Here is a 14,366-nt window from a genome sequence, read left to right as displayed (position 1 = left end):
TGCGCCCACGGTTTGGCTTCTCTCCCCGTGCTTGAGATTATTGTTTGGTCAAGGCTTCCATATACGCCCGGAATTGACCATCCAATTTGCTCCGAATCTCATCAATCTCTTCGCCGAAGAGAGTCACCGGATTGTTCACGGCTGTCTCAAAGTGTAATTTCTCCTTTGGGTTGGTTAGTTCTCCATTTTCCAGCCAGGTGAGCAAATCCAGAACCGAGAAGAGCGGGTAGCCGGTAGAGACGGCCAGAAACTCTGTTTTAAACTTGCCGTGGTTGGCCGAGTACTTGCCATAGCCGTGCTGATCGGCCAGTTTGACCGCAGCCAGATAGCCGGCCACATCCAACAGAGTGGGACTTTCGATAATGGTGATGAAGGGGAAGCGTGTCTCGGCCTTCACGTACTCATAGCGATGAAATGAGGCCTCGCTGCGCTCGACGCTCAGGTCTTCGCCCACCGTGTTGCCGATAGCCATCCCTTCTGGAGAGTCGTCGCTCTGGATGCACTCAGCAGCATCCTCGACCGAGAAAGTGTCAAAGTAGCGGATACGCGAGAACGTGGCTCCTTTGCCTGCTTCCATCCCACCAAAGAGGGAACAGTTCCAACAGGCCACACAGAGGCTGTCAGGAATGGTGCAGGCTTTGCCAAACTTTTCCTCGAAAAACGTTTGCCAACCCTGCTGTCCTCCGCCGTTGTTTCTCAGGTAAGTTTCTACCTTTTCGCGGAACAAGGCCATATGCGCCCTACGCTCGACGCCCTTCAGTTTGCGGGCAATAAATTCGGCGCGGGTTTTGCCCCAAAGCTCCACCTTGTCCACATAGGTCTCGTTGGAATAGCCCTCGTGGGACACGGGTAGGAAGCGAGATGTGGTCGTTTTCACACCCACAATAGTCACAACTTGACGGGTGTAAATGGCCTGGGCGATTTTGCCTACTTTTTTGTGGTCGCGGGGAACCAGTGTAGCAACAGCGGCAAGTTGGTTGGTGAATTGGTCAAGTTTGGTTTGCTCAGTCATTGGTATCCTCCTCCATAAATTCTTCTTCGAGTTCTTCTGGCTCCGGCTCGGCCTCGAGAGGCTCTTTGCCGGTCAACACTTTCAAGTAGTAATGAACATTGGTTGACAACGATTTGCAGGCATCGTCAGCAATGACTTGCCATTCATCATCGTTGTACAGTTCTTTCAATTTTTGAACGCTTGCCTCAATGCTGGACGGCAGGTTTTCACGAAACCATTCTTCCAAGTCCTGTCGTCTCGCCTCCCGTTCTGAGGCATCTTTGGCGCTGGTGACAGCTTGGAATTTTGCAATCGCCTCCTTATTACCCTTGTATTGCTGGCAAAAGGCGTTTGCCAGAACCCGCCGCGGGTAGAGATACTGGAAGACACGAGACAAGAGACTTGTTCTGAGATGTTGCATATTCGCTTTATTGGTGAAAAAGTCCGCCTGATCGTTCATCCAGCGACGCAGTTCTTCCAGGTCTGGGTAGCGCTCTTCTCTGCGAAATTCGGCGACACGCAAGATCCGGCTTTCCCATTCGCGGAAGCCTGCGTCTACGTCGTTATAACGCTGGATACTGCCGAAGAGTAGCCGGGGGTACTTTTCAAACTCCGTGGGCTTTGCCCTCAACTGCCGTGGGAGCAAGCCCAGTTCGTCCAGCACCCGAAACAGGCGAGGACAAAATTCATCTGCCAATCCACGCTCTATTTGTACAGCCATACGACTTTCCTCCTACAGTTCAGCAAGCTGTTGTATGAATCGGACATACTCGGTGAAATCCCACGAAGCCCAGTCTTGACGGTATTCAGTCTTTAACCATTTGTAACCTCCTTTCTTTTGTCCAAAGATGGTACTGTCTCGCATCACAGCGGAGAAGGTGCCTAACGGGTCGGCCAACAGTTTCTCGGCCAGTATTACTTTCTTGACAAATCCCTTGGAGCCACGTTGTGGAACCAACTGCCAGGCCAGATTGTAGACAGCGGCGTACCTGCGCTGTACTTCCTCAGCCCGGATGGCTCGGTTGCGAATGTAGAAAGTACCCGGCTGGAACGCTTCGGGAGTCAAGGTGGGTAAAGACTGGTAATAGAACGGTCCATTACAACCGCACAGGTGATTCAGAAACGATAGGAAAGCACTGATCGTGAGCCAACTGTTAGAAAAGCGACTTTGGGAATAGTCGTGCTCCTTGGCATCTTTTGGTTTGCGGATTTGAGGCAAGACAAAGAGTATCATCCGGTAGCCACCCATTCCCAGACCCAAGACGTGGCGTTCCACTTTGCTTTTGGAAAGCGAAAGATTGCTGAGCACATCTAAAGCCGGATTCTCCGGGGGTGCAGGGGATTCGCCTCCATCGCGCATCCAGGGACAGGTAGCAAAGATGTCATCTTCTACCTGGGCCACAACAGTTTGTGCTTGCTCTAAGGCAGCCTGTTTTTGAGCCACTTCTGTTTCCAGTTCCGTTCGCTCTTTCTTGCTCCGCGCTTTCTCAATCTTGGCATTCAGTTTGGTGATTTCTTCTCTAATTTCGCTTATCTTAAAGGATCCCTGACGGTGCTTGCTTACCAGGTCCCATACCTTGTCTATCTGGTCAGCCAATGCCGATATTTTATCGTCGGTGTGTTTGCCGTAGTGGAAAATGAGGTTATATGTTTTAGGAACTTGGGGTTGACCAACCGCTTCTGACCCCAGCAGCTTTACCATCAGGTAGGTAAAGATAGCACAACGCAGGCAAGCCTTGGGACCTTCCACCCCTTTCTGCTTACTTGATTGATTGTGAAATTTGTGCGTGTGTTGCCCCATCAAAATGCTTTTGTCTTCAGCTTCTGGAATTTGCATCCCACATATTCGACAACTTATCGATGCGAGTTGGCGAGAGGAAGATGCGAATGTGAAATAGCCAGCCTGGACGGGAATTAACAACTTTTCTGATAAGGTGCGTGTATCTGTAGAAAGGAATTTATCCGAGATATAGGGCATCAACCAATTATTCGGATCAGAATCCACACGCTCCCCCAGTTTCTTTACCAAAGCATTCAATAAATCCTTAAGAGCAGTGGGAGAACACATACCGATATTTGACAAACAGTATGCGGTTGAGTTTTTTAGCACCTCTTCCCAAATTTCCTTGCTACTCATTTGCGACATTTTTCTTAGCAAGCGAGCCACTGGCTTTTGATCCGAAGATTTACCTACGTCCAATGCCCACTTGCCTTTGTCAGTTTTGGCAAAAAATATTTTCAGCCACCCAAACTGTCCAGGACTCGAGAAGGTTGAGTCTATGTAATCCAACATTTCCAGAATTTTCTTGTGTCTAGATGGTTCTTCCACCAACTCATCTGGCAAAACATTAGCTGCCTCATCCTTTGCCAAAGGGACAATGTTGAGTGCTTCTTCCAACTTTGTGGCATATTTAGGGAAATACTTATAAGCAAGGAGCGCCAAGAATCTCGGAGGGCTTTGCATTTCCGTACCATCATGGCAGTAGAAGAAGGCCAGATTAGCCATAATCGAGGTTGGATTCCGCTCCATAGAACTGTTCTCAATCTTACGCAAGAGGGACTCCCTCACCGCTTTCTCCAGACGTGCTTTGTACTCTTCCGGCATTATAAATACCGGAAATGGTTCCACGTTCGCTTTGTTGAAGTCGAGCATCGTCTCGACCGAGCCGTAGATTCCTCTCGAGGGATCAGGCTCACCAAAAAACAACTCCGGCAGGCTGTTCTCCACCTCAGAGCGGAATCCATCTACTAACTTGCGTAAGTCGGTGCTGGTGCGTACAAGAAAGTAATAGTTTTCCAGATCATTGGCCACAAGTGCAGCCTGACCACCAACTTGTTTTACAGCTCGGACAAAAGCCTTACTTAAAAAATCGTTGAACAAAATGTTGCCCAGGAAGACCTCCTCACGCATTACTACCGGTGAAAGCAGACGGACAAACAGCAGTTTGTCACCACCAGCCAAAGGTTTTTCCCAGTAGACAACCTGGTGGAGAATGCTATCGGCAATCTCCGCAGGGAGAACAGCCCCTTGAGCATTTAGTTGCTGCAAGGCCTCTTCTGCTTGCTGTTGAATGATTTCTTCAGCACTTTCCATCAGTTCAAACCTCCTCCTAACAGAGCTAATAGATTTCGTAAACCGTACGTACGCGGATCGTATGCTCGAATGCTTTTTTCTACTGCTTCTACCACACCACCCTCTAAAATCCCATCTATCAACTCCCGTAGAGAACCTGCCTGGTTCAGTAAACTATCAACATCCGCAATGCCCTGCTCATAGCTAAAAGAACCCAACAAGTCACTGATAATGACCAGGCCGCCCAGCGGATGATAGTCAAATAGCAGGTCAGTCAGGGTGATTCGTCGCTGTTCACCATAGTTAAAAACTGTCCATTCCCGCCGGACACGCGGTACCACGTTATTTCCTCGTTGTTCAAAAGACAGATAAAACAGCCCGTGATGTGTCACGGCAAAAGCCAGAGTGTCATCAAGGTTATCTATTGAGCCGGAAAACTGATAACCAAACTCATTCTCGAGGTGTTGACAAACATCATCCACATTCTCACGCAGCAGGACTTCCAATTCCAATGTGCTGGCTTCGTGCTTGACCCGTTTGGTAGGTAAGGGCTTCCCACTGCGGGCAGCCTCCAACATTTTTTGAAAGTCCGGATTGAGTTTGCCCAGATCATGCATAAAGACGCTGAAGAAAAGCTGGTCCCGTTTCTGTTTGGGATAATCAGTCGGCATAAAACGGCCGTCTGTAAGAATTGTATAGGCAATCTTGGTGCAATCCATTACGTGCTCGTATAGCGTTTGTCCACCTTTTGAAGATTTCCCTAGCTTACTTTTGAACTCTCTGATTAACATACTTCAACCACTCCTCGTAAGCGGCAAAACAAGCGCCCGCCGTTTGCTCCAGCACTACTAATGAGTTATTGAATTCGACCCCATCCCAATCGTAATACAGTTCTTCCCACCGGGAGATGGGCGAGCCAGTGAGCAACTCTTGCGCCTTTTCTACGTCATCCCATCCAATGAATACAAGGTAGTTCTGGGCCGGGATGCACAACGGGTCTTGCTGGTCGTCGCATACCGGGTCAGGCTTAGGGTAGGTTATATCCTTTTCGGCCCTCTGCAGATATACGTCGCCGTGCAGGAGCAGGAAATTGCCTGGCTGGAAGGGATCCCACGTTCTCTGTTGAGGGAAATACTTTTTCATCCTCGCAATATAGTGAGAACCAACACCCGTCTGCACCCGCAATTGCCATTCCCCATTCGCCAACCAGAACCATACCCGGCTGGTCCGAAGGGTGGCTTTCAGATCTACCATCACCCTAAAGCGAGCAGACTGGAAGAGCAATTCGGTGAACCACTTGTTGGCCTGAGCTACTTCAAAGGGAGAATTCGCTGGACGTAGGTCATCGTCATCCACATAGCGAAGCACATAAAAGGGGTCCTTGCCTACCCCATCCCGAAGAGTGATTTGGGGCATTGTACTGCGGAGTCCAAAGCCAATCGGAATCTCGGCTGCTCGCAGTTTATCGGCCAGTGATTGCGCAGCCACAAGGGCCGGGTCTTGATTGAGACGCATGCCAATGCGTCCGAGTTGTTCGTTGACCAGGTAATGAGCAGCATCCACCAGGGGTGAAGCCTCGGCATAGGAACGGGTAGGGAATGTAGCCAGTATTTTCTGAGAAAACTCTTCCCGACTCATCTTTTGACCGTTCAAGTCTTGCCACTCCGCAGCCACATCACCACTCACCAGTACAATCACCCGGCTATCATTGCCGTGTCGTCCCACTCGTCCAAAGCGTTGAAGGAAACTGTTGCCTTCACACTCTTCGGTAATCAGTGTGTCAGCAGCAAAATCTACCCCTACCTCCACTGCCGAGGTAGAAATCAACACAGCACGCTCCAGATCGGCAAACGCTTCAATCAACCCCTCACGAGCCCTTTTTGCCATACTGCCGGAATAAACGATAACCGGCACATCTGTTTCCTTCCACACTCCAATGTGGCGGCAGTCGGCTTTCAGTGCGCCTGATTCCAGCCCTGTTTGTACCAGCGTACGAATGTGATCCACTTGGGATTTCTCAACCATCCAATCCAACCAGCGCAAATAAATCGGGCGGTCGTTTATATCTATGCTTTCCAAGTCTGTCTCGCCTGGGTCAACTTTAAGTTGGTGTACGAGACGGTTTACCAGCAAATCAGCCAGGGTGCTGTCCAATCCGGCGTTTTCTAGCACCTTTGCTAATTCTCGAAAATTCGGAGAGGTTGTGATTACCTCATCCTCGGAAATATCTTCCAAGTTTCGTAAGGTGTCTGCCAACCACTCATCAATCAACACCTGCTGTTGGTCCAGATTAGCCTCCATTAGACGGTTACGAATAAACCCGATAATGGTACAGGGAAGACGCCGATTGTGAAGCAAAGATTCCCAGGTTTCGCCAGGTTTCTGTTTCTGTTCCCACAAGATCCGCTTGATGTACCAGCATTGACGCTCCAGAATATCCGTCACACTCTCAATAATTTTTTCGACCGGTAGTTTAACGGAGGTGTCTGGTGCCACTTCGCTGAGAGTTATTTCCTCCTCCTGGTAGAATCCAGCCCGCAGATTATCCAAGAGAGTCTGCTCAACGCCGGAATTTTCTAACCATTTCAACAGATTTCCCAACTGGACCTTACCAAATCGAAGTTGGTATTTGACGGGCAGACCACTAGCCTTTCGTTTGTACTTTTCAAAGAGCTGGTGGGCTCTTCGGGCCGAGTTGCATACAACTAAAATCTTCTTTCGCCCCTGTTCCAAACTCTCGTTAAGAGCATCTACCATTGCAACGGCGCGGCCAAAAGGTCCGCTGGGGCGGATTTCCACAGTTACATCCTGGCATTTGGAACGACCAACGACGCGGATACCATTATTCAATCCCTGCAATGCTGCTGTAGGAGTAGCCGTAAGGATGTGCAGACGTGGTGTCTTACCCAATATTCCCGCTAGGCTTTTGATACGTCTCCACAAATGTTTAAAGTTTTCCAGCATCAAACCATTAAAAAGGTGTGCTTCATCCAGTACAAACTCATCTACTAAAGAGAGACCATAAATCAATAAGGAATTATACTTCACATTCTTTCGAAAGAACCAGTAGATTTCATCTGGTGTAGCAAGAATAATATCTTTAGTAAGTGCTTCAAGTAATTCCTTTTGAGTAAGTCCTCCTTTCAATTCTCCAATCTCAATTGTGGTTTCTTTTTGGTTTTCTTTAATAATCTCGGAGAGTCGCATCAGAACCTTCCGCTGATCCTCAAGTAATGCAACGGTGGGATAGAGAAGCAGTACTTTTTGTATTTGCTTAGAAATCACTTTCTGGAATAGAGGTATTGCAACTGCGAGGGTTTTGCCAGCCGCAGTACCAGCCACCAGAAATACCTCTCGATCGTTTTGAATTTCAGAAAAAACTCTAGCCTGATGCTCAAAGGGAAGGATATCCTTTCTATTAAAATACCTACAAAACAGTTCTTTATACGAACTTGGTATTTCTTTACCTTTGGAAAGCGAGGGAGGTGTATTCACTACAAGTATTTCACAATACTTCGGTCCCATATTCTCAATATTACATCATCTGAGTTGCAATTTATGCAAATATTGAAGGCAAATTCTATTTTTCCTTCTTTAAACAAGAGACAAAGCATATAAGAGATCTCACAACAACTATATGTTTTTCCTTCACGTTGCACAACAAGAGTCCCTCCTTTTTTATCGATGCCAGTATACTACGGTTTTGTGATCAGCGCAACTGTCCCTTTCCCCCCTACCCTCTCCTCACCCTGATACGGAAGGCCTCGCGGGGGTTGGTGACAAGGAGCTGCTCCTCCACTTCATCCCCATAGCCGCGGGCTTTCAGGGCGGGTATGAGGCTACGAGCCACGGCGGTGTAGGGGCGGTTCGAGTCCTTCCCGCCTTCCGGTTCTCCCACGGTGTACCATCCGGCATCGTGTGAGAGGAGGACTCTGCTGCCGACCCCGTGCTTCATCACCGTGCTGATGAGCTCAACGTGATACTCGAGTGGTTTGAGGCCCACGTTGTCGTACTCCAGCCAAAACCCCCGCTCGAGGAGCGAAAGGTGAAAGGACATATCTTCGACCTGATCGGCATGCACAATGATGAGGGCCGAGGGATCCACTCCCTGCTCTTCAATCACCCCGGCTACACCAAGGGCGCACTCCTTCTCTCCGGTGTGGCAGGCAATGGTGAGTCCCGTCTCAAGGTGCGTGAGAGCCGCCGCGATGATGAGTCGCCTATCGAGATCTCCAAGCGGACCGTGGTTCACCGAGGTCTTGATGAATCCGGGCTTCACCCCTGTGCCTTCTATGCCGTGGCTGAACTCGTCTATCCACAGAGAAGCAAACGTCTCCGGCGAGGCATCTCGCAGTGAGAGTGGAATGTGTTTGTAACCGCCGAAGGCGTAGAACCCGGTGTTGGAGACAATGTGGACGCCTGTAGCGCGGGAGATGCTGATCAGAGTTTCTATATCCCTTCCAAGGAATCGGGGCGTGCACTCGAAGAGGGTGCGGAAGCCGAAGTCTTTCATCTCTTGAAGGTAGGGGCTCATGATCCGCACCACCTCTTCTCTCATCGAATCATCGAGGACGTGCTGCTCGTCGGCAGGAGAGAAATCCACCATGATGTGCTCGTGCACAAGGGCCTTGCCCATCTCGCTTTCATCGATAGCACCAAGGACAGTGTATAGCATGAGAGAACCTCCTCTCCCATTGTGTAGGAAGTGAAAGGGGGTGTCCAGATATGCAAGAGGGAACCTGCTTGTTCGCAAATCCCCCCGGTTTTTCTTGCAAATTTCGATTTGCGAACCCACGCGGCATCTCACCTGAGGGGACAAAACCACGATGAAAAAACCCCTTTGCTAACTCGCGAAGATATGGTACAATACACATGTGTCTGGGGAAGAACCTCAGCTCAGGGGACTGGAGAGGGGGCTGTTGCAGTCCCCACGATCCGCTAGAGGATACTGAAAGATTCTTGATAGGCGCATCGATACGCGGCGGATCATATCGGAGTTGCAGTCCCCACGATCCGCTAGAGGATACTGAAAGCCTGGAGCGTTTGGCGCAGCCGCAGACGACTGGGGGTGTTGCAGTCCCCACGATCCGCTAGAGGATACTGAAAGAGCAGATGGTGGTGTCTGAAAAGGCACAATGCGATATGTTGCAGTCCCCACGATCCGCTAGAGGATACTGAAAGCCGATGAGGCACCATACCATATACAACCTTACTATAAGTTGCAGTCCCCACGATCCGCTAGAGGATACTGAAAGTACATCACTCAGAGGGCTACGTCTCACGGGGGCGTGGCCGTTGCAGTCCCCACGATCCGCTAGAGGATACTGAAAGGTACAGGAGGAGAGTATTATGTTTCTGTGGGATCTGAGTTGCAGTCCCCACGATCCGCTAGAGGATACTGAAAGGCAATAGTGCCGGCTGCACCTGTAATTAATCCTCCAAGTTGCAGTCCCCACGATCCGCTAGAGGATACTGAAAGGGCGATGGCAGCGCTGACATCAGCTATCGTCGTAGAGGTTGCAGTCCCCACGATCCGCTAGAGGATACTGAAAGCGTTACTATTGCATTTATCGAGCTGCTTATCAGCCAGGTTGCAGTCCCCACGATCCGCTAGAGGATACTGAAAGTACGAATGATGTATCTGTTGGCATCACAGCTTTTAGTTGCAGTCCCCACGATCCGCTAGAGGATACTGAAAGCTGGAGTTGGTTTGTGTTCGAGCGCTCGGTATATTGCGTTGCAGTCCCCACGATCCGCTAGAGGATACTGAAAGGACATGGGTAGCATGCCACCTGGGTGGGACTCGTTGGGGTTGCAGTCCCCACGATCCGCTAGAGGATACTGAAAGGACCATCCGCGACACACGCACCACATCACCAAGGCATGGTTGCAGTCCCCACGATCCGCTAGAGGATACTGAAAGTGGGCATGTCGGCAAGACAAACCGCCAGGGCCAGGGGGAGTTGCAGTCCCCACGATCCGCTAGAGGATACTGAAAGACAAATATAAGATCTGCATTATCAACGCGTACTGTGGTTGCAGTCCCCACGATCCGCTAGAGGATACTGAAAGTTTAAATCGCCAAAATCCTCACCTTGTACGTGCACTGTTGCAGTCCCCACGATCCGCTAGAGGATACTGAAAGGATGAGCAGACTGTCATCTCCGAGGAAACACAATGTGAGTTGCAGTCCCCACGATCCGCTAGAGGATACTGAAAGCTTATTAAGACCCCGCGCGAGTCGTAATCGCTATTAGAGTTGCAGTCCCCACGATCCGCTAGAGGATACTGAAAGTATTTCTCGAGGGTTGTATTGATATGATTATACAGAGTTGCAGTCCCCACGATCCGCTAGAGGATACTGAAAGCTGGAAAAAAGATGCGGTATCTCATGCAGAGGAAGCATGTTGCAGTCCCCACGATCCGCTAGAGGATACTGAAAGATCATACAATTCCAACAGCCTATCCACCACTTCATCGGTTGCAGTCCCCACGATCCGCTAGAGGATACTGAAAGCTATGAGCGCCAAGAACCCCTTTGGGGGGTTATATGTTGCAGTCCCCACGATCCGCTAGAGGATACTGAAAGTTTCTAGTGGAAGGATCGACTCTTCTCGTGATGGCCATCCACATAAAAGCTCACTGTGGGAGACGCACGCTTTATCAACTCCAGCTCAATTTCAACACTCCACCTTGACAGTGTCCTGCAACACTTCTCGTTTTCATGAGACCACCTCCTTGATTCTACACGTAGCAACTCCTCTATTTTACCATCACTTTCCCCCACGTCAAGGAAAATTTTCCCCAGTTCCCCCTGTTGTTGGGGATCACCTCTCACCTCAGAAGCCGAGAGATTTCCTCGCAGCGTTCCTCTCCTGCGCCCACCAGGAGAGGGGATGAAGTGTAGACCGAAAAAATAAGGGGAAGCCCCATGAGAGAGGACGTGCCATTTCGAGCACCCTCATCAAACCCTTTGTTTGAAGACGGAAAGACCGAGGAGTCTCCCAGAACATCTTCCCCGGCCCATGGGGACGCCTCTTCGCCGGTATGCCGGGCATACGAGAGACGCCCATGCGTATGAGAATGCATATAAAAGCACAGGCGGGGAGACGCCCCTACGAGCTCCAGATCGATGTCAACACTCCCCCTTAGACAGAGCCTTCTCATCCCCGCCCTGGACACGCCCGGACCCTCCCGCTACCATACACCCCATGAGCACCCATCCCCTCTCCTGGCTCCTCGCCCTCCCCTCCCGTCCTCTCCGCGACCCCATCTGGCGCCACATCCACCTCCCCGAGCCACTCCTCCCCCTCCTCCGCACCCCCCCCTTCCAACGCCTCACCCGCATCCGCCAGCTCGGCCCCACCCACCTCCTCTACCCCGGCGCCACCCACACCCGCGCCTCCCACAGCCTGGGCGTCTTCGCCCTCGCCTGGCGCATGCTCCTCTCGCTCGCAGAGCACCCCACCTTCCCGCACCTCACCAAGGAAGAAACCCTCGGCTTTCTCATCGCATCCCTGCTTCACGACCTCGGCCACTATCCCTACACCCACTCCCTCAAGGACCTCGTCCTTCCCGACGGTACCACCCTCACGCCACACGAACACCTGAGCGCCCGCCTCATCCAGGAGGAACCCCTCGCATCACTCATACGCGCCGCAGGATGCGACCCCCTCATCCCCGCCGCCGTCATCGACTCCACCCTCCCCACCCCCACCCCTCACACCCCCTTCCTCCGCGCCCTCCTCTCCGGCGTCCTCGACCCCGACAAGCTCGACTACCTCACCCGCGACGCCTTTTTCTGCGGCGTCCCCTACGGCGTGCAGGACATCGACCACATCCTCACCACCATCCGCCCCACCGCCTGCGGCCTCGCCATCACCCCCTCAGGCATTCCCTCCATCGAACACATCCTCTTCAGCAAGTACCTCATGTACCGCACCGTGTACTGGCACCGCACCGTGCGTGCCGCCACCGCCATGGTGAAAAAGACCATCTACCACGCGCTCACCGAAGGGGTGATCATCCCCGACCGGTTCTACCTCCTCGACGACGCCGGTCTCCTCCAGCTCATCCCACGCTCCGCAGGACCCGCCCGAACACTCATAGAAGACGTCCACAGAGGAACGCTCCACACCTGCATCTGGGAAGTCCCCTACGACCCCTCATCCCCCCTCCACCGTGCGATCGAACACCTTCCCACCCGAATCCGTCTCGACACCCACCTCGCCCGCACCCTCTTCCCCAACGCCCCTGACCACTCCATCATCCTGGACCTCCCCGAACCCCTCATCTTCGAGACCGACATCCACATCATCACCGAGGACGAACACACGATACCCTACACAGAGGCCCGCAGCGTCTTCACCCCCGAAACCGTCCACGCCTTCACCACCACCATCCGCACCATCAGACTCTTCGTGCCCCCCTCACTCGCCGACACCCGCCCCTCACCTCGGGCCATAGAAGACACACTCATGGAGGCACTATGAACACCACCGGGTTCGACCACATCCGCCGGCTCTTCGAAGGCCCCCTTCCCCCCTGGCTCACGCGCCTCGCCCGCAAGGCAGGGAGGGGCATCAACCGGTACGGGATGCTGGGCGAAGGCGACCGCGTACTCCTCGGCATTTCCGGCGGCAAGGACTCCCTCGTCATGGCCCTCATCCTCTCTCTCAGGCGCAGGTGGCTCCCCATCCACTATCACCTCGAGGCCGTGCACCTCAACTGGCAGGAATACCCCATCTCCGACGAAGAGACCGACCGCCTCGCCGCCTACTTCGACGCCATCGACGTGCCCTTCACCCAGATCACCACCACCATGTTCCCCGGGCACTACGACGGCCAGTTCAACTGCTACCTCTGCGCCCGCAACCGCAAGCGCCTCCTGTTCACCTACATGAAGGAACACGACATCCCCATCCTCGCCCTCGGACACCACCTCGACGACATCGTGGAGACCACCCTCATCAACATGGCCATGCGGGGACGCCTCTTCACCATGATGCCGGTCCAGCCCTTCTTCGGAGGCCTGTTCACCCTCATCCGTCCCCTCTGCGAAGTCCCCGAATCGCAGGTACGCACCGCCGTCGAAAAACTCGGCCTTCCGGTGGTGAAACCCGACTGCCCCTACAAGGACACCAACCTCAGGCTCAGAGTGAAACCCCTGGTGGAGCAGCTCGCGACCCTCGATCCCCTCGCGCGGGAGAAGATCTACCGTTCCCTCCTCAACATCCAGCCCGACTACCTCCCCATCTCCTTGAAAACCGGGCACGAGTACACTACAGTAGAACCAGAGGGAACAGATGAAGGTCCATAACCTCATGGAGGACATCGTCACCCGTGTGGTGGACGATCTCTGCAAGGAGAAGGCGCACACCGAACCAGACAAGTACTGCCTCACCGAAGAGTGCAGACAGGACATCGTCTGTTACGTGCTCAACAGGGTGCCGCCACGGTACGTGAGCTCGGCCCGCGGCGTGGCCTACACGAGCGTCCACTACGAGGAAGACCCCCAACTCCTCATCGACATCCTCACCCTCGCCACCGAGGGCCTCAAACGCATCACGAGCATCAGGCGCCCCTACTACCAGGCATCCTCCCCCTCGCCACCGGCCGCCGACTACCTCTTCCACTTCCCGGTCATCAGGGGCAGACTCCTCCTCGCCCCCACCTTCGAGCCCGCAGCCGACATCACCGTGCTCCTCGTCCACGAGGGGAAGGCCGTGCCCATGATCGACGCGCGCTGGCAGAACCCCTACTACATCACCAAGGCCCTTCCCGGCACCTTCGTCTTCCTCCCCGCCCCCTTTCCCGCCCCGCGGAAGGACGAGAAGGCCTCCTTCGAGCTGTGCATCCATGTCGACAAGGAGGGATACCTCCCGCTCCGGCACTACTTCACCATCGAGCTCTCCTCCCGCCCCGCCGAGGCCGAAGGCCCCCCCGAAGAGACCCTCGTACTCCCCGACCTCTACCTCGCCCCCCCCGACGAGGAGTCCGAAGAGGCCCTCTCCTAGTACTGCTCGGAGTGGATCCACACGTCGTAGACCCGGCCCGGCACCTCGGCCTCCACGAAGGCGAGGACCTTCTGGAGCACACCCTCCCCGAAGGCCGACGAATTGGAGACCACCGCACCCCCCATCTCGGCGAACCCCAAGCTGTCGTGCAGGTCCACCTCGGCGAACGAGATCTTGAACCGACGGATGAGCTTGTCCTTGAGCGACGAGACGATGCTCCGTTTCTCCTTGAGGGAGTGCACCCCAGGGAGCTCTATGAGGATACGCAGCACCGAGACCACCATAG

General features: G+C 53.1%; 11 protein-coding genes and 1 CRISPR repeat array. Of the genes, 3 read left to right on the top strand and 8 right to left on the bottom strand.

Annotation, left to right across the window (positions count from 1 at the left end):
- Positions 1-37: 37 nt before the first annotated feature.
- The 7 genes from cas7d to SPITH_RS12080 all read right to left on the bottom strand — a co-directional run bounded on the left by cas7d (position 38) and on the right by SPITH_RS12080 (position 10,902).
- A complete protein-coding gene (gene cas7d / locus SPITH_RS03550; RefSeq protein WP_014624350.1) occupies positions 38-1,012 on the bottom strand; it encodes a type I-D CRISPR-associated protein Cas7/Csc2 in 975 nt (324 codons plus the stop codon).
- A complete protein-coding gene (locus SPITH_RS11765; RefSeq protein ID WP_014624349.1) occupies positions 1,005-1,712 on the bottom strand; it encodes a hypothetical protein in 708 nt (235 codons plus the stop codon). The genes cas7d and SPITH_RS11765 overlap by 8 nt, the downstream gene beginning before the upstream one ends.
- Positions 1,713-1,724: 12 nt before the next feature.
- Entirely contained in the window at positions 1,725-4,085 is a 2,361-nt protein-coding gene (locus tag SPITH_RS03540; protein WP_014624348.1) for a coiled-coil domain-containing protein, read from the bottom strand.
- A complete protein-coding gene (locus SPITH_RS03535) occupies positions 4,085-4,855 on the bottom strand; it encodes an HD domain-containing protein (RefSeq protein WP_014624347.1) in 771 nt (256 codons plus the stop codon). Before SPITH_RS03535 ends, SPITH_RS03540 begins: the two co-directional genes overlap by 1 nt.
- Entirely contained in the window at positions 4,830-7,589 is a 2,760-nt protein-coding gene (locus tag SPITH_RS03530) for a DEAD/DEAH box helicase (protein WP_014624346.1), read from the bottom strand. Before SPITH_RS03530 ends, SPITH_RS03535 begins: the two co-directional genes overlap by 26 nt.
- Positions 7,590-7,797: 208 nt before the next feature.
- A complete protein-coding gene (locus tag SPITH_RS03525; RefSeq protein WP_014624345.1) occupies positions 7,798-8,739 on the bottom strand; it encodes a phosphotriesterase family protein in 942 nt (313 codons plus the stop codon).
- 243 nt (positions 8,740-8,982) lie between these two features.
- A CRISPR array of direct repeats spans positions 8,983-10,653; the repeat unit is 37 nt; unit sequence GTTGCAGTCCCCACGATCCGCTAGAGGATACTGAAAG.
- Positions 10,654-10,656: 3 nt separating this feature from the next.
- On the bottom strand, positions 10,657-10,902 hold the full coding sequence (locus tag SPITH_RS12080; protein WP_155816502.1) for a hypothetical protein: 246 nt from the start codon (positions 10,900-10,902) through the stop codon (positions 10,657-10,659).
- 373 nt (positions 10,903-11,275) lie between these two features.
- Here SPITH_RS12080 and SPITH_RS03520 point away from each other — a divergent pair, with 373 nt between their 5' ends.
- The 3 genes from SPITH_RS03520 to SPITH_RS03510 are packed head-to-tail and all read left to right on the top strand — an operon-like array spanning position 11,276 to position 14,080.
- The gene (locus SPITH_RS03520) at positions 11,276-12,556 is read left to right on the top strand and encodes an HD domain-containing protein (RefSeq protein WP_014624344.1); all 1,281 of its coding nucleotides are present in this window, start codon (positions 11,276-11,278) and stop codon (positions 12,554-12,556) included.
- Positions 12,553-13,383, top strand: a complete 831-nt coding sequence (locus SPITH_RS03515) for a tRNA lysidine(34) synthetase (RefSeq protein ID WP_014624343.1) — start codon at positions 12,553-12,555, stop codon at positions 13,381-13,383. The genes SPITH_RS03520 and SPITH_RS03515 overlap by 4 nt, the downstream gene beginning before the upstream one ends.
- Positions 13,370-14,080: a late competence development ComFB family protein gene (locus SPITH_RS03510; RefSeq protein ID WP_014624342.1), complete on the top strand. Its 711-nt coding sequence runs from the start codon at positions 13,370-13,372 to the stop codon at positions 14,078-14,080. Before SPITH_RS03515 ends, SPITH_RS03510 begins: the two co-directional genes overlap by 14 nt.
- Here SPITH_RS03510 and SPITH_RS03505 read toward each other — a convergent pair.
- The gene (locus SPITH_RS03505) at positions 14,077-14,364 is read right to left on the bottom strand and encodes a DUF503 domain-containing protein (RefSeq protein ID WP_014624341.1); all 288 of its coding nucleotides are present in this window, start codon (positions 14,362-14,364) and stop codon (positions 14,077-14,079) included. The genes SPITH_RS03510 and SPITH_RS03505 overlap by 4 nt on opposite strands.
- Positions 14,365-14,366: the final 2 nt, after the last annotated feature.

The sequence above is a fragment of the Spirochaeta thermophila DSM 6578 genome (assembly GCF_000184345.1).
In the GTDB taxonomy this organism is placed as follows: Bacteria; Spirochaetota; Spirochaetia; order Winmispirales; family Winmispiraceae; genus Winmispira; species Winmispira thermophila.
Note: the sequence above shows the minus strand (reverse complement) of the source record. Positions and strands in the feature narration are given on the sequence as shown.

What these genes read in the sequence shown, in the direction of transcription:
- cas7d (WP_014624350.1), bottom strand. Translation starts at nt 1,012, where the DNA reads ATGACTGAGCAAACCAAACTTGACCAATTCACCAACCAACTTGCCGCT.
- SPITH_RS11765 (WP_014624349.1), bottom strand. Translation starts at nt 1,712, where the DNA reads ATGGCTGTACAAATAGAGCGTGGATTGGCAGATGAATTTTGTCCTCGC.
- SPITH_RS03540 (WP_014624348.1), bottom strand. Translation starts at nt 4,085, where the DNA reads ATGGAAAGTGCTGAAGAAATCATTCAACAGCAAGCAGAAGAGGCCTTG.
- SPITH_RS03535 (WP_014624347.1), bottom strand. Translation starts at nt 4,855, where the DNA reads ATGTTAATCAGAGAGTTCAAAAGTAAGCTAGGGAAATCTTCAAAAGGT.
- SPITH_RS03530 (WP_014624346.1), bottom strand. Translation starts at nt 7,589, where the DNA reads ATGGGACCGAAGTATTGTGAAATACTTGTAGTGAATACACCTCCCTCG.
- SPITH_RS03525 (WP_014624345.1), bottom strand. Translation starts at nt 8,739, where the DNA reads ATGCTATACACTGTCCTTGGTGCTATCGATGAAAGCGAGATGGGCAAG.
- SPITH_RS03520 (WP_014624344.1), top strand. Translation starts at nt 11,276, where the DNA reads ATGAGCACCCATCCCCTCTCCTGGCTCCTCGCCCTCCCCTCCCGTCCT.
- SPITH_RS03515 (WP_014624343.1), top strand. Translation starts at nt 12,553, where the DNA reads ATGAACACCACCGGGTTCGACCACATCCGCCGGCTCTTCGAAGGCCCC.
- SPITH_RS03510 (WP_014624342.1), top strand. Translation starts at nt 13,370, where the DNA reads ATGAAGGTCCATAACCTCATGGAGGACATCGTCACCCGTGTGGTGGAC.
- SPITH_RS03505 (WP_014624341.1), bottom strand. Translation starts at nt 14,364, where the DNA reads ATGGTGGTCTCGGTGCTGCGTATCCTCATAGAGCTCCCTGGGGTGCAC.